Genomic DNA, 18,094 nt, shown 5'->3' with positions numbered 1-18,094 from the left:
TTTAGTGTATTTGAGATTTCGGCAGGGGGATAGGTATGAAGAACAGCCAAGACAAGAAGAGACGCCCAAGAAACCATTACGCGCTGCCTATGGTGCTGGCCGGATTGGTCGTTATCCTTGCGGTCGCGCTCGGATACACTTTGACCAGGGGAGAAAGCGGACAAGAAGCAGAGCTGAACAATCTGCCCAACTATACCGAGGTAAAAGGGAAAATCGTGGTTGACGGTCTCAATTACGGGAAGCAGCCCCGACTCGGGAGTCCGGATGCCAAGATCAAGGTCATGGAATTCGCCGATTTTAAATGTCCCGCCTGCAAAAAATGGACACAAACCAACATGCAGCGGTTTATCAGAAATTATGTGGATACCGGCAAGGTTGAATACTATTTCATGAATTTTGCCTTTATCGACCGGGACTCCTACCTGGCCGCCAGCGCGGGCGAAGCAATCTATCATCAGAGCAATGAGAAGTTCTGGGAATATGCAACGAAGCTGTACGACAATCAGGGGGACGAGAGCAAGATTTGGGCAACCGAGAAGTTCATCCTGAAGTTCGTCAAAGACAACATCGACGGCATCGATTACGATCAGTTTGAGCAAGATCTCAAGAACCAGACCTATATGCTGGATGTAAAAGAGGATTTCAAAACCGCCGGCTCCTACGGCGTTAACGGCACGCCCCAGTTCATGGTGAACGGCGTACTGCTGAAAGGCTCCTCGTACGACACTTTAACGGCCGCCATCGACAAACAGCTGGCGGGCGGCAACTGACCGCGGCCCATAAGCGGCTATCTCATTAAATCAGCCAGTCTCCGTTACCCGGAGACTGGCTGGTTTTTGTTTGGCGTTTTTCAGCGGATTGCATTATAGACAATACCCTGAGCATTACAGCATGGCTGAAAGGGAATTTCTCCCGCTTATTTAGGCAATGATGGCTTCAAGCCAAGCCCGGGAGGGAAATCCTCCTGCTTAATCAAGCGTTTTTGCGAAATAATAAGTAAACGTGGCCAATAAGCCGGAGCTTTTCCCGTTTAGGGATGGGTAACCGCCCTTTTTTGAAAATAAAAGGGACTTTTTCCCGTTCAGATATGCCACTGTTATAGATCCAATAGAGTATAAAGCGCCTTTTAAAAGTGGTAAGGTAAATCCGGTATCCCTTATCCTGATTGCTTTGAACAGCTTTCGCGGGAATCGCTTTGTCCGCCTACTCCACCGCCAATTCGCCCGTTTCCGGGCTTCTGAGAGTCAGCTTGCCTTCCGCGGCCGAACCGTCCGGCAGCACCAGCTTCAGCTTGGCCGTGCGCCCTTTTTCGATAAGCGCCCTGATCTGGGTGTCGGTAAGCTGTCTGCCATAGCTCTCCTTCCAGATCACGAATCCGCAGCCCTCCTTGTAATGGGAGCATCCGTACCCCTTGCGGCCCATAAAGATTTGGCCGCCGCAGCCGGGCCGCGGACACGCCCCGATGAACTTGGGCGCGGCAGGCCGGGAAGCGGCAGCTGCCGGGGCATCGCCGCCGGACTTCACGCTACGCTGCCCTGGAGCAGCGGCGCCGCCCGGTTCGGCCGCCGCTGCTGCGTTCCCGCCTGCGGACGCGCCCTTGTCAACTCGGCCGGACACTCCGCTGCCATCCATTCCGGAAACGCCGCTCCGGCCCTTGCCGTCGGAAGAACCGTCCTTCCCGCCGCTTGTGCGCCGAGAGCCCCCCCTTCCTTTCCCTCTCGTGCCGGAAGCCGGTTCGGAGCTTTCAAAGGACATTTTGTCGGCTCGGGACTGCGCGCGCACCTTATCGACGATCATCGCCGCGAATTTCTTGACATTCTCCATAAATTGCAGGTCGGACGCCACTCCCCGCGAGATTTCAGTCAGGCGGCGCTCCCACTGGCCCGTCATTTCCGGAGAAGTCAGCAGCTCGACGCCGGCTCCCCGGATCAGCTCGATTGCGGTCCGTCCCTTTTGCGTAATCAGAATCTTCTTACCCTGCATCTCGATGTAGCCGACCTTTTTCAGCCGTTCGATCGTTGCCGCTCTGGTCGCCGGAGTTCCCAGACCCGAATCCTTCATCGCGTCCCGCAGCTCCTCGTCCTCGATCTGCTTGCCTGCGCTTTCCATGGCCTTCAACAGGGTTCCTTCCGTAAAAGCCTTCGGCGGCTGAGTCTCCTTCTCTTTCACTACGGCGTCGCCGCAATGCACGCCTTCGCCGGAAACAATGGAGAATGGCTCGCTGACCTCGGTCTCTTCTTCCTCTTCATCTTCCTTGCCCTTGGCCCTGCCGCCCCTCGGCTTATCCTTCTTCTGATCACTGTAAATGACCTTCCAGCCGAGACTCAGCAGCTCTTTGACCGTTGTCTTGAACTTTTCTTCCTCTACTTCGGTAATGACGGCATGCATCTTGTATTCGGCCGCAGGATAGAACTGCGACAGGAACCGGCGGACAATGAGATCGTACAGCTTCTGCTCGTCGGGACCGAGTCCCGCCGCTTTGCGTCCTGTCGGCAGGATGGCATGGTGATCTTCAACCTTCGCCGGGTTGCAGACAAACTTGTTACCTTTGTGAACCAGATTTCGGTTGGCGCCTTTCACCCAGTCATCGTAGGCCGTTCCCGTAAGGGAGGACAGCGTCTTGTGCATCTCCGGAATATTCTGCTCGGTCACATAGTTGGAATTTGTTCGCGGGTACGAAATCACCTTATGCTTCTCGTACAGCGCTTGGGCAAGGTCAAGCGTCTTTTTGGCCGAAAAACCGAATTTGCCGTTCGCTTCACGCTGCAACAGGGTCAGATCGTACAGCCTGTACGGATATTCTTTCGTTTCCTTAACTTCGTATGAGGCTATTCGTCCCGGTTTGCCTTTGACCTTGGCGGCCAGCGCATCCGCTTTATCCCTCTCTGTCAGGCGGTCGCCCTGCCACAAGCCCTTATAAGATATATCTCCCTGCGTAAAGTGACCCTCCAGCTGAAAAAATTTCAGCGAGGAAAAAGCCTCAATCATCTTCTGCCGCTCATAAATCAGGGCAAGAACAGGCGTCTGCACCCGGCCAACCGACAAAAGTACATTATGTCTCGTGGTGAAGGCGCGCGAACCATTCATCCCGATCAGCCAGTCGGCTTCGCTGCGGGCTTTGGCCGCTTTCGTCAGATTGTCGTATTCCGAGCCTTCCTTCAGCTCCCGAAAGCCTTTGCGGATCGTCTCGGGCGTAAGATCGGATATCCACAGCCGCTTCACCGGCTGCTTCAGCCTTAAATGCCGCTGGATCAGCGAAAAAATATGCTGTCCCTCCCGCCCGGCGTCGCAGGAATTGATCAGAAGATTGCTTCGCTTCGCGAGCTCTCCGATCACTTTCAACTGATCGACGGTCTTCCGGTTCGGAACGAGCTTGAATTGCTCGGGGATGATCGGCAGGTCGCCAATATTCCATTTCTTATATTTCGGATCGTAAGCCTCGGGCTCTGCCAATCCGATCAGATGCCCGATGGCCCATGTAATAATATACTGCTCCCCTTCGAGGTAGGAACGGTGATTTTTGGCTTTCGGCTCAATTGCGGCGGCGATATTCCGTCCCATATCCGGTTTTTCCGCAATGATCAGTGTCTTCAAAAACAATCGCTCCCTGTCTATCAATCTCGGTAGTTAAAAAGGTCCAGTAGTCTATTATACATCAGATCCGATTGTTTTTAACATGCTCCTTAATGCGCCGGAAGGTCTCCTCCAGCCCGAGCATCTCTTTAACACCGCTGACCCGGTCCTCGTATTCCACTCTCTCAAGCGCCGCTTCTCTGCCAATCACAACGACCTGCGGCGCCCCGATCAGGCCGGAGTCTTTAAATTTAACCCCGGGACGCTCCTCCCTGTCATCGAGCAGCACCTCAAGACCGGAATCTTTCAGCTTGCCGTACAGCTTCTCCGCCAGCGCGGCTTGTGCTTCGTCCTTCATGGAGACGGCAATCAGTTGGACCTCAAAAGGCGCCAGTTCTTCGGGCCAGGTAATTCCCCCTTCTCCGGCATTCTGTTCGGCAACCGCCGCCAGCAGCCGGGAAACACCGATGCCGTAGCAGCCCATAATCATCTCCCGTTCATTACCGGTAGAATCCAGATAGGTTGCCGAGAGCTTGCTGCTGTACCGGGTACCAAGCTTGAATACATGACCGATTTCGATTCCCCGGTGCAGCGTCAGGCGTCCTTCGCGGCAGCGCGGACAGCGATCTCCCTCGGCGGCAGCGCGAAAATCACCGACACGGGTAAGCGGAAAATCGCGTCCGGGCCGGACGCCCCGGAAATGAAAGTCCCGTTCTCCGGCGCCTGCAATGCCGTCCGTCATGGCCGCGACGGCGTAATCGACAAGCAGCGGAATTTTGAGTCCAACCGGCCCGACGTAACCGCTGATAACTCCCGACGCCGTCTCCACCGTGCCGCCATCCGCAAGCGCAATGTCCGGAGTTCCTAAATATTTGCCCACCTTCAGTTCATTGACCTCATGATCTCCCCGTACAAGCACCGCGACGCTTTCCGCCCGCACTGTAAATCAGCGTCTTGATGATTTGCTCCGGCTTTAGACTGTACGCCGATATAAGCTGGTCGATGGTGCCTGTGCCCGGTGTATGGAATTTTTCGAGCAGTGGCGTCTCCGTGGCGGTAGGCCGGTCTCGATCCTCCGGCGGCGTTTCCAAGCCGACCTCCGCAATCTCTGCGCCAATATCCTCCCGGCTGCCGGCAGCCGTCTCGGCCTGCTCCAGATTCGCCGAGTAGCCGCAATGTCCGCAGAGGGCGACCGTATCCTCGCCGATTGCGGACAGCGCAATAAACTCATGATTGCCGCCTTGTCCGCCGATTGTTCCCGCGTCCGCCTCCACGGCTTTGAAGCGAAGCCCGCAGCGGGCAAAGATTCGGTTATACGCTTCGAACATGGTCCGGTAAGACTGATCCAGCCCCTCCTCGGACAGATCGAAGGAATAGGCGTCTTTCATAATGAATTCCCGCCCCCTGAGGAGCCCGAAGCGCGGCCTCTTCTCGTCACGGAATTTGGTTCCGATCTGAAAGACCTTCACAGGCAGCTTCCGGTAGGAATTCACTTCGTTCTTCATCAGCGAAGTGACGGCCTCTTCGTGGGTTGGGCCCAGTATAAATTCTCTGCCGTGCCGGTCGTTTAACGACATCAAATTGTTGCCATACGTTCCGTAGCGTCCCGACTCCATCCACAGCTCCGCCGGCTGCAGCGAGGGCATCATCACTTCCTGAACGCCGGCTCGTTCCATCTCTTCCCGGACGATCTCCTCGATGTTGCGCAGAACGCGGCGGCCCAGAGGCAGATAGCTGTAGATTCCGGCGGCAAGCTGCCGGATGTAACCGCCGCGAAGCAGCAGTCCGTGACCTTCCGTATCCGCCTCCGAAGGCCGCTCCCGTAAAGTGTTCAGCAATAACTTACTTTGTCGCATCCCGATTCCCCCTTAACAAAAATAAAAGACACATTCGTCAGGGACGAATGTGTCGTGATACCACCCTAATTCAACTCTCTGTCTTCAGAGACAGAACAGTCCTTAAAACGGATAACGGCCGTTAACCGGCAGCGTTTCACGCCCGGAGCGCTCGATCAGGATGCGGCTGCACTACCGCTTATCCGTCAGAGGACTCTTCAGCCAATGGCCGCATACCCTGTGGACACGGAGCCATATGGCTAAGCGCTTCTTCGCTGCAGCTACCAAGGCGGGGGGCAGGCTGGCGTCTCGGAGAATCTCTCAGCCGGTGGATTATCTTTCTGTTCCAACGCGTGTACGCTCTGCTTTCCTCGGTCAATGCTGTTGTTATATCAGAACAATTTCAATTAATTTACATAAATTTGGCGGTTTCGTCAAGAGGGAGGAATTCGGATATACCGGCTTCAGCGTCTCCGCCTGCTTACGTAACTTAAGGCAGAACCGTCGAACCCATCAAATATTTATCCACCTCGCGGGCGGCCGCGCGTCCTTCGTTGATCGCCCATACGACCAAGCTTTGTCCGCGGCGCATGTCACCGGCGGCGAATACTTTTTCAACATTGGTATTAAACTTACCGTACCGCGCCTTCACGTTCGTGCGGCGGTCGGTCTCCAGCTTCAATTCCTGAACCAGATCCTGCTCCGGTCCGTCGAAACCAATGGCGATCAGCGCAAGCTGCGCCGGATAGACCGCTTCGGTGCCGGGAATCGGCTGGTAAATTTTACGGCCTGTCTCATCTACCATCCGGCGAATGTTGACCGTATGCAGCTCCTTGAGGTTTCCGTTCTCGTCGCCGACGAATTTCGTCGTCATGATGGAGAACTCGCGCGGGTCGCTGCCGAATACGGCCTTCGCTTCCTGCTGGGCGTAGTCCAGCGTGTATACATTCGGGAACTGCGGCCAAGGATTCGCGATCGGATCGCGCTCCAGCGGCGCCTGCTCATGCGTACCGAACTGGGTAATGCTATTGCAGCCATGACGCAGCGCCGTAGCTACGCAGTCGGAGCCGGTATCGCCGCCGCCAAGCACGATTACGTCCTTGCCTTCGGCAGATACGAAATTTCCGTCTTCAAGACCCGAAGCCAGGTAGCTCTTGATCGTGCCGTTCAAATAATCCATAGCGTACATTACGCCGTTCAGATCACTGCCTTCCGCGGTGAACTTGCGAGCTTTGGTCGCACCGCCGCACAGAACGACGGCATCGTATTCGTCAACCAGCTGCTGCGCCGGGATATCCTTGCCAATCTCCGTGCTTACGACAAAGTTCACGCCTTCCGCCGCCAGCAGGTCAACCCGGCGCTGCACGACGCGCTTGTCGAGCTTCATCGTCGGAATGCCGTAGGTCAGCAGTCCGCCGACCCGGTCGCTGCGCTCATAAACGGTAACCGTATGGCCCGCTTTGTTAAGCTGCGCCGCCGCCGCGAGTCCGGCAGGTCCTGAGCCGACAACCGCGACTTTTTTGCCCGTGCGTTTCTCCGGAGGCTCCGGAACGACCCAGCCCTCTTCGAAGCCTTTGTCGATAATGGCCAGCTCGATCGTCTTGATCGTTACCGGTTGTCCGATCAGACCGACCGTACACGAACCCTCGCAGGGAGCCGGACAGATGCTGCCGGTAAACTCCGGGAAGTTGTTGGTCTTGTGCAGACGCTCCAGCGCCTCCCTCCACAGTCCGCGGTATACAAGGTTGTTCCACTCGGGAATGAGGTTGTGCACCGGGCAGCCCGAAGTGCCGCCGGCCATATCGATTCCGGTATGGCAGTAAGGCGTTCCGCAGTCCATACAACGTGCCCCCTGAGTCTTCAGCTCGTCTTCGGACAGATGCTCGTGGAACTCCTCCCAGTCCTTCACCCGCTGCTGCGGATCGCGGTCCCCCGGGAGTTGTCTTTTATATTCCATAAATCCAGTAGGTGTAGACATATCTTCGTATCCCCCATCCGTTCTCTTCATGTTGATTTCAGTACATTGGAACCTGGTGCTGCAGTTCAAAAGAGCGCAAACTGCGCAGTGAGGCTCTTGTACATGATGTGTCGCCCTAACGTATCTAATTTTTATTATATTAGCATTCCTAACTTTTGCACGTTAATGGACTAATTTGCTGATTGTTTGTACTTTTTTCACATGTTATGTCAGATAGTTGGGACGACAGGCTTCCGGTCGAAGAGTTTAGGGATTACACTTTATCCGTACGTTCGTATACGACAAACCGGTAATCATACGGATTCTTCTCATCGCGGATTCCCTGCGTGCTTGAAACCTCTTCCCACTTGCTCCAGTCCGTTTCAGGAAAAAATGTATCGCCGTCAAAGGACTCATCGATTCGGGTAACGATCAGCTTGTCCGCATAGGGAAGCGTCATCCGGTAGACTTCCGCTCCGCCGATCACCATCAGCTCGTCCTGGCCTCGGCCAAGCTCAAGCGCCTCCTCCAGACTGTGGACGGTTTCCGCTCCTTCGGGAGCGACGCTTTCGTCCCGGGTCAGGATCACGCTCTTTCTTCCGGGAAGCGCCCTGCCTCCCAAGGAATCCCAGGTTTTGCGCCCCATCAGCATCGTCTTGCCCATCGTCTGCGACTTGAAGAATGCGAAATCCCGGGGCAGCCGCCAGGGCATGCCGCCGTCCTTGCCGATGACTCCCTTTGCGCCCATAGCCCAAATTAAGCTTATACTCATCGCTATGTCTTTCCTCCTTCCGGCATTGATAACCCCTATCGCGGGATGTCTCCTACACGGCGACAGGCGCTTTGATTCCCGGATGATAGCGGTAACCTTCAAACTCAAAATCCTCGTAAGTGTAGTCGAATATACTGTCCGGTTTTCGGCGGATGACAAGCTTTGGAAGCTCGTAGGGCTCCCTGGAAAGCTGCGTCGCAACCTGCTCCAGATGATTTGTATAAATATGCACATCCCCGCCGGACCAAATAAAATCTCCCGGCGCAAGCCCCGTCTGCTGAGCAACCATATGCGTCAGCAGGGCGTAGCTTGCAATATTGAACGGCAGCCCCAGAAATGTATCCACTGACCGCATCGTCAGCATGCAGGACAGCTTGCCGTCCGCTACATAGAACTGAAAGACGAAATGGCAAGGGGGCAGCTTCATTTGATCGATCTCGCCCACATTCCAGGCGCTTACGATATGTCTGCGGGAGTCCGGGTTCTTCTTGATCGACTCGATGACATTCGAGATCTGATCGATATGGCGTCCGTCCGCGCTTTCCCACGCTCGCCACTGCGAACCGTATACCGGTCCCAATTCGCCGTTCTCGTCCGCCCATTCGTCCCATATTGTGACTCCGTTTTCTTTCAGATAAGCGATGTTCGTCTCACCTTTCAGAAACCAGAGCAGCTCGTGTACCACCGATTTCAGATGAATCCGCTTGGTCGTCATCAGCGGGAATCCTTCCGACAGATCAAAACGCAGCTGGCGGCCGAATACGGATATTGTCCCCGTTCCCGTACGGTCGCTCTTGCGGGTTCCATGATCCAATACATCTTGCAGAAGATCTAAATATTTTTGCAAGCTTTCAACGCTCCTCCACTTATATTCTCTTCTAAGTTTACCATGACTAACGTCGCTATGTAACATGCCAAACTATAGAAAAGGATATGTTTAATATAAGGCCAAGGATAAGCGCGGAGCTTATACTTTGTTATGTTTTGAAAATGTTTTGAAAATGTTTTGAAAAAAGGGCGAAAACGCCAATGCGTCTTCGCCCTATTCTGTCAGCCTGCCACGGCAGGCTTCTTGTTCGTATGATTAGCGGGACAGCACGTGAATCGGATGTCCTTCAACCAGTTCGGCCGCTTCCATAACCACTTCGCCGAGTGTCGGATGGCCGTGAATGGTTAGAGCGATATCTTCAAGCGTAGCGCCCATTTCGATCGCGAGACCCAGCTCGGCGATCAGGTTGGAGGCTTCGATGCCGACGATTTGCGCGCCCAGCACGAGATTGTTCTCTTCATTCGCGACAATCTTGATGAAGCCGTCCGCATTGTTCAGGGACAGAGCGCGCCCGTTGCCTGCAAACGGGAATTTGCCGGATTTGACTTTGTAGCCTTTGTCCTTCGCTTCTTTCTCCGTCAGACCGACGCTGGAGCATTCCGGATCGGTAAATACGACAGCCGGAATGACTTTGTAGTCGACGACAGATTTATGTCCCGCAATCGCTTCAGCGGCAATTTTGCCTTCATAGGAAGCTTTGTGGGCCAGCGCAAGGCCGGGAACCACGTCGCCGATGGCGAAGATATTCGGAACGTTGGTGCGCCCTTGATGGTCAACCTTGATCAGTCCGCGCTCATCCAGCTCGATGCCGATCAGGTCGAGTCCCAGCTCGCCATCCGTGTTCGGGCGGCGTCCTACCGTCACGAGCAGATATTCCGCCGTTACTTCCTTGGACTCGCCGCCAACGGAATATTTCACGGTTACGTCTTTATCGGTCTGCGCTGCGCTTTCCGCTTTGGCGTTCGTTACGATATCGATGCCGGTCTTAGCCATGTTCTTCGCCACCAGACGCGTCATGTCTTTGTCAAAGCCCGGCAGCACGGTGTCCATGCCTTCGATAATCGTTACTTTGGTGCCGAATTTGGAATACATTTGGCCGAGCTCCGCTCCGATATAGCCGCCGCCGATAACGATCAGGCTCTTCGGAATTTCCGGCAGCTCAAGCGCCTCGGTGGAGGACAGAATGCGTCCGCCGAACGGGAAAGGCTTAAGCTCGATCGGGCGGGAGCCCGTCGCGATGATGCAGTTCTTGAAGCGGTAGCGCGGCGATTCGTGATCGTTGAATACGCGCGCTTCCGTTGTGCTGATGAACATGCATTCACCGTTGAATATCTCAACCTTGTTGCCTTTGAGCAGACCGGCAACGCCGCCGGTCAGCTTTTTGACCACGCTGGTCTTGAATTCCTGCGTCTTGCTGAAATCCACCTTCACGTTCTCGGCGGTGACGCCAAACGCTTCGCCGTGCTTGGCGGACTCATACTGGTGAGCCGCCGAGATCAGCGCTTTGGAAGGGATACAGCCGCGGTTCAGACATACGCCGCCGACTTCGGATTTGTCTACGATGAGTACCTTTTGTCCGAGCTGGGCGGCCCGGATAGCCGCAACATATCCGCCGGGACCTGCACCAATTACCAATGTATCAATATCGAGTGAAGCGTCTCCCACTACCATATGTTACACCTCCATAACCAGCAGCTCGGGATTGGCGAGCAGCGATTTAATGTAGTTCATAAAGTTCTGCGCGGTTGCGCCGTCAATCAGACGATGGTCGAAGCTGAGGGACAGGGCCATTACCGGTGCTGCCACAACCTCACCGTTTTTCACGACCGGCTTCTCGCTGATGCGGCCTGTTCCGAGAATAGCCACTTCAGGATAGTTAATGATCGGAGTAAAGAACATGCCGCCGGCGGAACCGATGTTCGAAATCGAAATCGTACTGCCCTTCATTTCATTCGGGCTCAGCTTGCCTTCGCGTCCGCGGGCTGCCAGATCGCTGATCGCCGATGCGATCATCCAGATGCTCTTGCGGTCCGCATCCTTGATTACCGGAACGATCAGGCCGTTGTCCGTATCGGTAGCGATACCGATGTTGTAGTATTTCTTGTACACAATTTCATTCGCTTCTTCGTCAATGGTGGCATTGAGAGCCGGGAACTGACGGGAAGCCGCCACAAGCGCTTTGACGATGAACGGAAGGTAGGTTACCTTCACGCCCTTCTTCTCGGCGACAGGCTTCATGCGCGTACGGAAAGCGACCAGCTCGGTTACATCCACTTCGTCCATAATCGTCACGTGCGGAGCGGTATAAGCCGATTTGACCATCGCATTTGCAATCGCTTTGCGGATGCCCTTGAACGGTACGCGCTCTTCTTCGAGGCTCACGTTGCCTGGAGCCGCCGCTGCTGCCGGAGCAGCCGATTTTTCAGCCGGCGCCGCTTCGGAAGCCGCTGCCGCTGCCGGAGCCGCTGCCTGCCCGCCGTTCAGGAAGGCTTCCACGTCTTCACGGGTGATTTTGCCGTTTTTGCCGCTGCCGTTCACCTTGGAAATATCCACGCTGTTGTCGCGGGCGAATTTGCGTACGCTAGGCGTAGCCAGAACGTCGCGGTCCGGTGCCGGAACGGCTTCCGCGCCGCCTGCTTCGCCGGCTTTGGCGTCCGCAGGACTGGCTGCCGCCGGAGACGAAGCCGTGTCCGCGCTGCCTTTTGCCGAATCGGCTTCCTGCGCTCCCTGCTCTTCGGCGTGGCCGCCTTCCTGCTCGGGAATATCTCCTTCCGCGTCGATTACCGCCACGGTTTGGCCTACGCGGAATACGTCGCCGTCCTTGGCAAGCACTTCCAGAACGGTTCCGTTAACGGGACAAGGAACCTCAACGACAGCCTTGTCGTTCTGTACTTCCATAATGATGTCTTCATCTGTTACTTTATCCCCGGCCTTAATATGCATCTTTATGATTTCGCCTTCGTGCAGGCCTTCGCCCAGTTCGGGGAACGGGTAATTAAATTTTGCCACGATCGAAAACCTCCTCGTTTAAAGTGTCTGGATTTTTACAAAACGCTCGTGTCTTGTGTAGGTAAATTAAAATTCCATAACTTTCTTCACGCCGGCAATGATGCGGGCGGGATTCGGCAGCCAGGTATCTTCGATTTGGGCAAACGGGTATACCGTGTCCGGCCCTGCAATCCGCAGAACGGGAGCTTCGAGATGAAGAATGGCCTTTTCGTTGATTTGCGCAATGACTTCGGCGGCAACGCCTGCGCTCTTTTGGGCTTCCTGCACCACAATGGCGCGGTTCGTTTTCTTCACGGATTCCACAATCGTGTCGATGTCAATCGGGCTGACCGTGCGCAGGTCGATAATCTCGGCCTTGATGCCGCTCTTTTCAAGCTCGTCGGCCGCCTTGGTGGCGGTATGTACCATCAGGCCGTAAGCGATGATCGTTACATCGGAACCTTCACGGACGACGTTGGCTTTGCCGATTTCAACTGTGTAATCCTCTTCCGGCACTTCCGCCCGGAACGCATGGTACAAGTTCAGGTGCTCCATGAAAAATACCGGATCATTGTCGCGGATAGCCGCAATCAAAAGGCCTTTCGCATCATATGGATTGGATGGAATGACGACCTTGATGCCGGGGCTTTGGGCGATAAGTCCTTCCAGGGAGTCGGTATGCAGCTCGGCCGCTTTGACGCCGCCGCCAAACGGCGTGCGGAACACGACAGGAGACGTATATTTGCCGCCGGTGCGGTAGCGCAGACGGGCTGCCTGAATAACCATTTGGTCCAGGGCTTCAAAGATAAAGCCGACGAACTGGATCTCGGCAATCGGCCGGAAACCTTGAACGCCAAGGCCCACGGCAAGACCGCCGATAGCGGATTCCGCCAGCGGTGTATCAAATACGCGATCTTCCCCGAATTCCTTCTGAAGTCCCTCCGTCGCCCGGAACACGCCGCCGACATGGCCGACGTCTTCGCCAAAGATCAGGACGCCCGGATCGCGTTTTAATTCGACGCGCATCGCGTCGCGAATCGCTTCTTTCATATTCATTTGTGCCATAGCCAGAACTCCTCCTTATTCAAAATCCGCTTTTTGCGCTTCAAGATCCTTCGGCGTCGTTTCGAACATGCTGTCGATCAGGCCGGAGATCGTCATTTTTTCGGTTTTTTCCGCAATCTTGATTTCTTCGTTCACTTTCGCTTTCGCCTCATCCTTCACGCGCTGCGTGTCTTCATCGCTCCACAGGCCTTTCGACTCCAAATACTTGACCACGCGGGCGATCGGGTCTTTCTCATTCCATTGACCCTCTTCCTCTTTCGTGCGGTATTTGCTGGCGTCATCGGACAGGGAATGCGGACGGAAACGGTACGTAACGGCTTCGATCAAGGTAGGTCCCTCTCCGTTACGGGCGCGCTCAGCGGCTTCCTTAACCGCTTGAATGACCGCAAAAATATCCATTCCGTCGACTTTCACGCCGGTAATGCCGGCTGAAACGGCTTTATGCGCGATCGATTTGGCCGCAGTTTGCTTCGCGAACGGTGTCGTGATGGCGTAGCCGTTATTTTGCACAAAGAAAATAACCGGCAGCTTGAAACGGCCCGCAAAGTTAAGACCTTCATAGAAATCGCCTTCGGAGGAACCTCCGTCACCGGTGTAGGTAATGGCGACATTCTTCTGATTCTTCAATTTAAAGCCCATCGCGATGCCGACGGCATGCAGAATTTGGGCGCCGATAATGATTTGCGGAGGCAGCACGCTTACATCCTCGGGGATTTCACCGCCGTGCTGGTGGCCGCGGGAATACAGAAACGCCTGGTGAAGAGGCAGGCCGTGCCAAACCAGCTGCGGAATGTCGCGGTAGCCCGGGCACACGAAGTCTTCCTTCTCAAGCGCGAATTCGCTGCCGACCATTGTCGCTTCCTGTCCGGAAGTCGGTGCATAGAATCCAAGACGGCCTTGGCGGCCAAGGTTAACCGCACGGTCATCCCATGTACGGGTGAAAATCATGCGGTAAGCAATTTCTTTTAATTGATCATCAGTAAGCGCAGGCATTTTATCCTTGTTGATCACTTCTCCAGCCGGAGAAAGAACTGTAAGAGCCTCCACGTCCTCTGTATAAACCTCATAAGGAACTTTACTCATTATCTTCACCTCAGTAAAAAAATTTGAATAACAATTTGAATATTGGCTGCCACTGTTATAGAATTATTATACACCTGTTTCGTCAATTTCGTCAAAGATATACGCATTTAATTTATAGCAGCGTAAACTTTGTATGTATAACAGTTTAATTTTTTTCATATAACAGATTTGGCGTTTTTCAAAATGTAAATGATTTTTGCCACAAAATCCATTTTAACTCATTGCCGGAAGCATTGCAAAATCCGACAAGAAAGGCGGCCGACAGCCATGAATGATTCTGTTTTTCTGAAACGTACAATTGTAAAACATAACCTGTGGAGCGAGAGTCTTGGGGAGGACCGCAAGCTGCGCGTTTACCTTCCTCCGGGTTATAACGAGCTTCTCAGCTATCCTGTGGTCTATTGCCAGGACGGTGAGGAGTTCTTCAACTTCGGGCGTATCGCGACCACAGCGGGCAGGCTGATTCTCGAAGAAGGCGCCGAGCCGTTCATTATTGTGGGGGTAGAAGTGAACGTTGCCGTCCGAACCCAGGAATATGCGCCTTTTGGCACCCGGTTCGATCAGTACCTGACATGCTTTGCCGAAGAAATTATCCCCTATATTGAGGAAAATTATCCGATTCGCCGCACACCCTCCGAACGGATCGTTGCCGGAGATTCGCTTGGGGGAAGCGTTTCGCTGCATCTTGCCCTCCGTTACCCCGATCTGTTCACCCGAGTGCTCAGTCTTTCCGGCGCGTTCTACCCCCTTACTCTGGAATGGATTGAGGATGAGACCGATCTTTCCCGGCTGGAGATCAACATGGTCGTTGGGATGCAGGAAAGGGATTACCAGACCGACACGGGTATTTACGACTTCGTTCAATTAAACCGGGATGCCAAGAAGCTGCTTGAAGAGCGCGGCGCCAAAGTGGATTACCGGGAAAAAGAAGGACGCCATATATGGGGCTTTTGGCAAAAGGAACTTCCCGAATCGCTCCTCTATTTCTTAAACGCCTGAAACGGGCTTGAACGCCCAAAATGGTGAACAATCTCTTACAAATGAGACTCACGGCCTATGATTGCGCTTTCAAAAGGGGGCGAAAGAAAGAGAACCTCAGCCCTCTTTTCTATTTTGACGCCAGGTCTTGTTTCAGCTTGTCCAGCAGAACCCCGCAGCCCGCATCGACCAGATCATAGACTTCCTCAAAATTGCCTGTAAAATAAGGGTCCGGCACTTCCTTATGCTCATCGTCCGGCAGCAAATCCATAAAGTACATAAGCTTCGCATCCTCGCCCCCGGGCAGTTTGCGCACATTGACTCCGTTAGAGTTGTCCATGCAGATGATGTAATCGAATTTGCCAAAGTCTTCGCCGCTCACTCTCCGCGCAGCCATCCCTTTATAACTGATTCCGTACTGGTCCAGCATACGTCTTGTTCCCTCGTGCGGCGGTTTCCCGATATGCCAGTCCCCGGTACCGGCGGAATCCACAGATATATCTTGCCCAAGGCCTTCCTTAGCGATCTTGTCCCTAAGTACGGCTTCCGCCATTGGAGAACGGCAAATATTCCCCAGACAGACAAACAGAACATGCAGCACAACTTTTCCCCCTTGGTTAAATCGACATTTCCCGGCGCCTCAAATCCTTGTCCCGACTGCTTCGAAGGCACCTACCCATTTTAGCCCGGACAATGATAATTGTACAACATTTCAATGTGCTTTATACTAGTTCAGGATTACAATTGCTGCACCAAAGCGGAAGGAGGACCCACGATGCCAGCACGCAGATGCGTTATTTTTGCCGGCGGAGAGCTATCCGAGTTGTACTTGAGGGAACTGGATAAAGAAGATTATATTATCGGCGCCGATCGCGGAGCGCTGTTTCTCATTAGCCATGGCATTATTCCCGATATTGCAGTCGGCGATTTTGACTCCATCACTCCGGAAGAGTTCAAATTAATAGAAGAACAATGCCCGAAGGTGATTGCCTGCGACCCCGTCGACAAGGATTTGACCGACAGCGAGCTTGCTCTGGATTTGGCTATAGAAACTCAACCGGAAGATATATTACTCTTTGGCGTTACCGGTACCCGTATCGATCATACTCTCGCCGGCATCCAGATGATGGCCCGGGCGCTTCAGCGGCAGATCCGCTGCTCGGTGATGGATCTCAACAATTATATTACGATTACCGGCTCCCAAGCTCTCGTTCAGGAGCGCGGCTATACCTATGTATCTCTGGTGCCCGTTACTCCGGAAGTCACAGGGATTACGCTGCAGGGATTCCAGTATCCATTAACCGAAGCTACGCTTAAGCTGGGACAATCTCTGGGGATCAGCAACCGGCTGACCTCGCCGACAGGAACCGTAACGATCCAGAGCGGACTTCTCCTGATTATTCAGAGTAAGGATTGAACTGGGGCTAATTACATTAAATTAAAGACATCTTTGTAACTTTAGTTTAAATCTTAAAAAGGCGGATTACCCTTTATCTATAAGGGTTTTTCCGTCTTTTTTCGTGCCGGGGGATCTATAAAGATTAATTTATTGTAACTTTTAATGTACTTTTAATAAAACGCATACACTCCTTGTCCGCCAACAGTTTGGGCCTCCCCCGCCAAATTTTAGGGTGTTTCAGACCTGTTATACTACGATCATGCCAGGACAACAACTGGACAAATATCTTACATCTTTGGAGGTTCTACAACATGAGAAAAACCACTTTCATTCATAAAGCACTGGTTGTAGGAGTATGTACAGCCATCGGTTTTGGCGGATTCATGGCAAGCGGCGAAGCGACACCGACCGCACAAGCGGCCTCGGTATCGACAACGGGCTCGAAAATTGTAAGCTTGGGCAAACATTTTTTGGGAAGACCTTATCATTTCGGCGCTTCCACATCGACAACTCGCAACTTCGACTGTTCTTCCTTTACCAAATATATTTTCAAAAAATACGGCGTAAATCTGCCACGCACTTCGGTTGCGCAATCCAAAGTGGGCAGAGCGGTATCTAAAGCCAACCTGCGTGTGGGCGATCTCGTATTCTTCTCCAGCGGCGCCCGCGCCAACGGCCGAAACGTAACCCATGTGGCGGTTTATGCCGGAGGCGGAAAAATCCTGCATACGTACGGCTCTCCGGGTGTTACAATTTCCAACCTGAACTCGGGCAACTGGAAAAGAACGTATCTGAAAGCACGCCGCGTTCTGTAATTTTTCTAGGTATCGGTTATTTTCATTCCGAGCTTATGCATATGGCGCCATTTCTGGCGCCTTGACTACATAACCCGCGCCGCGCACCGTGTGAATCAGCTTCTGACGGTAGCCTTTGTCCACCTTTAATCTCAGATGGCGGATGTACACATCCACCACATTGGTGCCGGCCTGAAAATGGTATCCCCATACATGACGCAAAATGTCATCGCGTGAACATATCTCGCTGCGGTTCGCGGACAAATAATACAGCAGCGCGAATTCTTTGGGTGTAAGTTTCAGATCCCGGCCATCGCGGACTGCCCGCCTTTGGGACGGCTCCAGAACAAGGCCGTCGATCTTCAGCGTGCCTCCGGCGTGTCGACGGTGCGTCAGCGTCAGCAGATTCTCGATTCTGCATTTCAGCTCGCCGACGTGAAGCGGATGAGCCATATAATCGTTGGCTCCCGCCTTGAATGCGGATTCTGCCGCATCTCCGCCCTGTACGGCGGAAATGGCCAGAACCGGGAAGCTTTTGCCGTTCTCCCGGGCTTCCGCCACCGCCTCCCAACCTTCCCAAGGTTCGCCGTCTGGAATCTCCGCTACGAGCATAGCGGTGTCGTGCTGCGACAGGCCGTTCCGCAGGCTCTTTATATCCATGCTTTCCACAACCGTCAGACCGGTCTCCCGGAGTATGCGGCCGGTTGCGTCCCACCCTTTCCCCGGCTCTTCAAGACCGTCATGTAGAAGCCGGCCCTCCTTCCCTTCAGGGAAGAACCAAATTATAATCTCATCCACGGAAATCCCCCATATCCGCCGTC

General features: G+C 53.8%; 14 protein-coding genes and 1 pseudogene. 4 read left to right on the top strand and 11 right to left on the bottom strand.

The window, feature by feature from the left end; translation table 11 throughout:
- The first annotated feature begins 35 nt into the window (after nt 1-35).
- Entirely contained in the window at nt 36-770 is a 735-nt protein-coding gene (locus EH198_RS02390; protein ID WP_124693949.1) for a DsbA family protein, read from the top strand.
- A 433-nt stretch (nt 771-1,203) separates the two neighbouring features.
- Here EH198_RS02390 and EH198_RS02385 read toward each other — a convergent pair whose 3' ends face one another.
- From EH198_RS02385 to pdhA, 9 genes and pseudogenes are all read right to left on the bottom strand, one after another.
- Complete coding sequence (locus EH198_RS02385; RefSeq protein WP_124693948.1) at nt 1,204-3,594, bottom strand: type IA DNA topoisomerase; 2,391 nt, start codon at nt 3,592-3,594, stop codon at nt 1,204-1,206.
- Between the two features lie 61 nt (nt 3,595-3,655).
- A pseudogene (locus tag EH198_RS02380) lies at nt 3,656-5,429 on the bottom strand (proline--tRNA ligase).
- A 469-nt stretch (nt 5,430-5,898) separates the two neighbouring features.
- Entirely contained in the window at nt 5,899-7,386 is a 1,488-nt protein-coding gene (locus EH198_RS02375) for a glutamate synthase subunit beta (protein WP_124693947.1), read from the bottom strand.
- Between the two features lie 253 nt (nt 7,387-7,639).
- The gene (locus tag EH198_RS02370; RefSeq protein WP_124693946.1) at nt 7,640-8,137 is read right to left on the bottom strand and encodes a dihydrofolate reductase; all 498 of its coding nucleotides are present in this window, start codon (nt 8,135-8,137) and stop codon (nt 7,640-7,642) included.
- Between the two features lie 52 nt (nt 8,138-8,189).
- Nucleotides 8,190-8,984, bottom strand: coding sequence for a thymidylate synthase (thyA, locus tag EH198_RS02365; protein ID WP_124693945.1), 795 nt, complete (start codon nt 8,982-8,984; stop codon nt 8,190-8,192).
- Between the two features lie 237 nt (nt 8,985-9,221).
- The gene (gene lpdA / locus EH198_RS02360) at nt 9,222-10,637 is read right to left on the bottom strand and encodes a dihydrolipoyl dehydrogenase (protein WP_124693944.1); all 1,416 of its coding nucleotides are present in this window, start codon (nt 10,635-10,637) and stop codon (nt 9,222-9,224) included.
- Between the two features lie 3 nt (nt 10,638-10,640).
- Nucleotides 10,641-11,975, bottom strand: a complete 1,335-nt coding sequence (locus EH198_RS02355) for a dihydrolipoamide acetyltransferase family protein (RefSeq protein ID WP_124693943.1) — start codon at nt 11,973-11,975, stop codon at nt 10,641-10,643.
- 66 nt (nt 11,976-12,041) lie between these two features.
- Nucleotides 12,042-13,019, bottom strand: a complete 978-nt coding sequence (locus EH198_RS02350) for an alpha-ketoacid dehydrogenase subunit beta (protein ID WP_124693942.1) — start codon at nt 13,017-13,019, stop codon at nt 12,042-12,044.
- A 15-nt stretch (nt 13,020-13,034) separates the two neighbouring features.
- A complete protein-coding gene (gene pdhA, locus EH198_RS02345; protein WP_124693941.1) occupies nt 13,035-14,102 on the bottom strand; it encodes a pyruvate dehydrogenase (acetyl-transferring) E1 component subunit alpha in 1,068 nt (355 codons plus the stop codon).
- A 267-nt stretch (nt 14,103-14,369) separates the two neighbouring features.
- On the opposite strand from pdhA, the gene EH198_RS02340 reads away from it, so the two are divergent.
- Nucleotides 14,370-15,101, top strand: a complete 732-nt coding sequence (locus EH198_RS02340) for an alpha/beta hydrolase (protein ID WP_124693940.1) — start codon at nt 14,370-14,372, stop codon at nt 15,099-15,101.
- A gap of 109 nt (nt 15,102-15,210) precedes the next feature.
- Here the strand turns inward: EH198_RS02340 and EH198_RS02335 are convergent, their stop codons facing one another.
- Entirely contained in the window at nt 15,211-15,681 is a 471-nt protein-coding gene (locus EH198_RS02335) for a low molecular weight protein-tyrosine-phosphatase (RefSeq protein WP_124693939.1), read from the bottom strand.
- Nucleotides 15,682-15,855: 174 nt separating this feature from the next.
- Here EH198_RS02335 and EH198_RS02330 point away from each other — a divergent pair, with 174 nt between their 5' ends.
- A complete protein-coding gene (locus tag EH198_RS02330; protein ID WP_124693938.1) occupies nt 15,856-16,497 on the top strand; it encodes a thiamine diphosphokinase in 642 nt (213 codons plus the stop codon).
- Nucleotides 16,498-16,790: 293 nt separating this feature from the next.
- Nucleotides 16,791-17,294 (top strand): C40 family peptidase, encoded by a 504-nt coding sequence (locus tag EH198_RS02325; RefSeq protein ID WP_124693937.1) that lies wholly within the window; start codon nt 16,791-16,793, stop codon nt 17,292-17,294.
- A gap of 33 nt (nt 17,295-17,327) precedes the next feature.
- Here EH198_RS02325 and EH198_RS02320 read toward each other — a convergent pair whose 3' ends face one another.
- Nucleotides 17,328-18,071 (bottom strand): winged helix-turn-helix domain-containing protein, encoded by a 744-nt coding sequence (locus tag EH198_RS02320; protein WP_185702713.1) that lies wholly within the window; start codon nt 18,069-18,071, stop codon nt 17,328-17,330.
- Nucleotides 18,072-18,094 lie beyond the last annotated feature (23 nt).

Origin of the sequence: Paenibacillus rhizophilus, assembly GCF_003854965.1 — a bacterium.
GTDB lineage: Bacteria > Bacillota > Bacilli > Paenibacillales > Paenibacillaceae > Paenibacillus_AQ > Paenibacillus_AQ rhizophilus.
Note: the sequence above shows the minus strand (reverse complement) of the source record. Positions and strands in the feature narration are given on the sequence as shown.

What these genes read in the sequence shown, in the direction of transcription:
- EH198_RS02390 (WP_124693949.1), top strand. Translation starts at nt 36, where the DNA reads ATGAAGAACAGCCAAGACAAGAAGAGACGCCCAAGAAACCATTACGCG.
- EH198_RS02375 (WP_124693947.1), bottom strand. Translation starts at nt 7,386, where the DNA reads ATGTCTACACCTACTGGATTTATGGAATATAAAAGACAACTCCCGGGG.
- EH198_RS02370 (WP_124693946.1), bottom strand. Translation starts at nt 8,137, where the DNA reads ATGAGTATAAGCTTAATTTGGGCTATGGGCGCAAAGGGAGTCATCGGC.
- lpdA (WP_124693944.1), bottom strand. Translation starts at nt 10,637, where the DNA reads ATGGTAGTGGGAGACGCTTCACTCGATATTGATACATTGGTAATTGGT.
- EH198_RS02350 (WP_124693942.1), bottom strand. Translation starts at nt 13,019, where the DNA reads ATGGCACAAATGAATATGAAAGAAGCGATTCGCGACGCGATGCGCGTC.
- pdhA (WP_124693941.1), bottom strand. Translation starts at nt 14,102, where the DNA reads ATGAGTAAAGTTCCTTATGAGGTTTATACAGAGGACGTGGAGGCTCTT.
- EH198_RS02340 (WP_124693940.1), top strand. Translation starts at nt 14,370, where the DNA reads ATGAATGATTCTGTTTTTCTGAAACGTACAATTGTAAAACATAACCTG.
- EH198_RS02330 (WP_124693938.1), top strand. Translation starts at nt 15,856, where the DNA reads ATGCCAGCACGCAGATGCGTTATTTTTGCCGGCGGAGAGCTATCCGAG.
- EH198_RS02325 (WP_124693937.1), top strand. Translation starts at nt 16,791, where the DNA reads ATGAGAAAAACCACTTTCATTCATAAAGCACTGGTTGTAGGAGTATGT.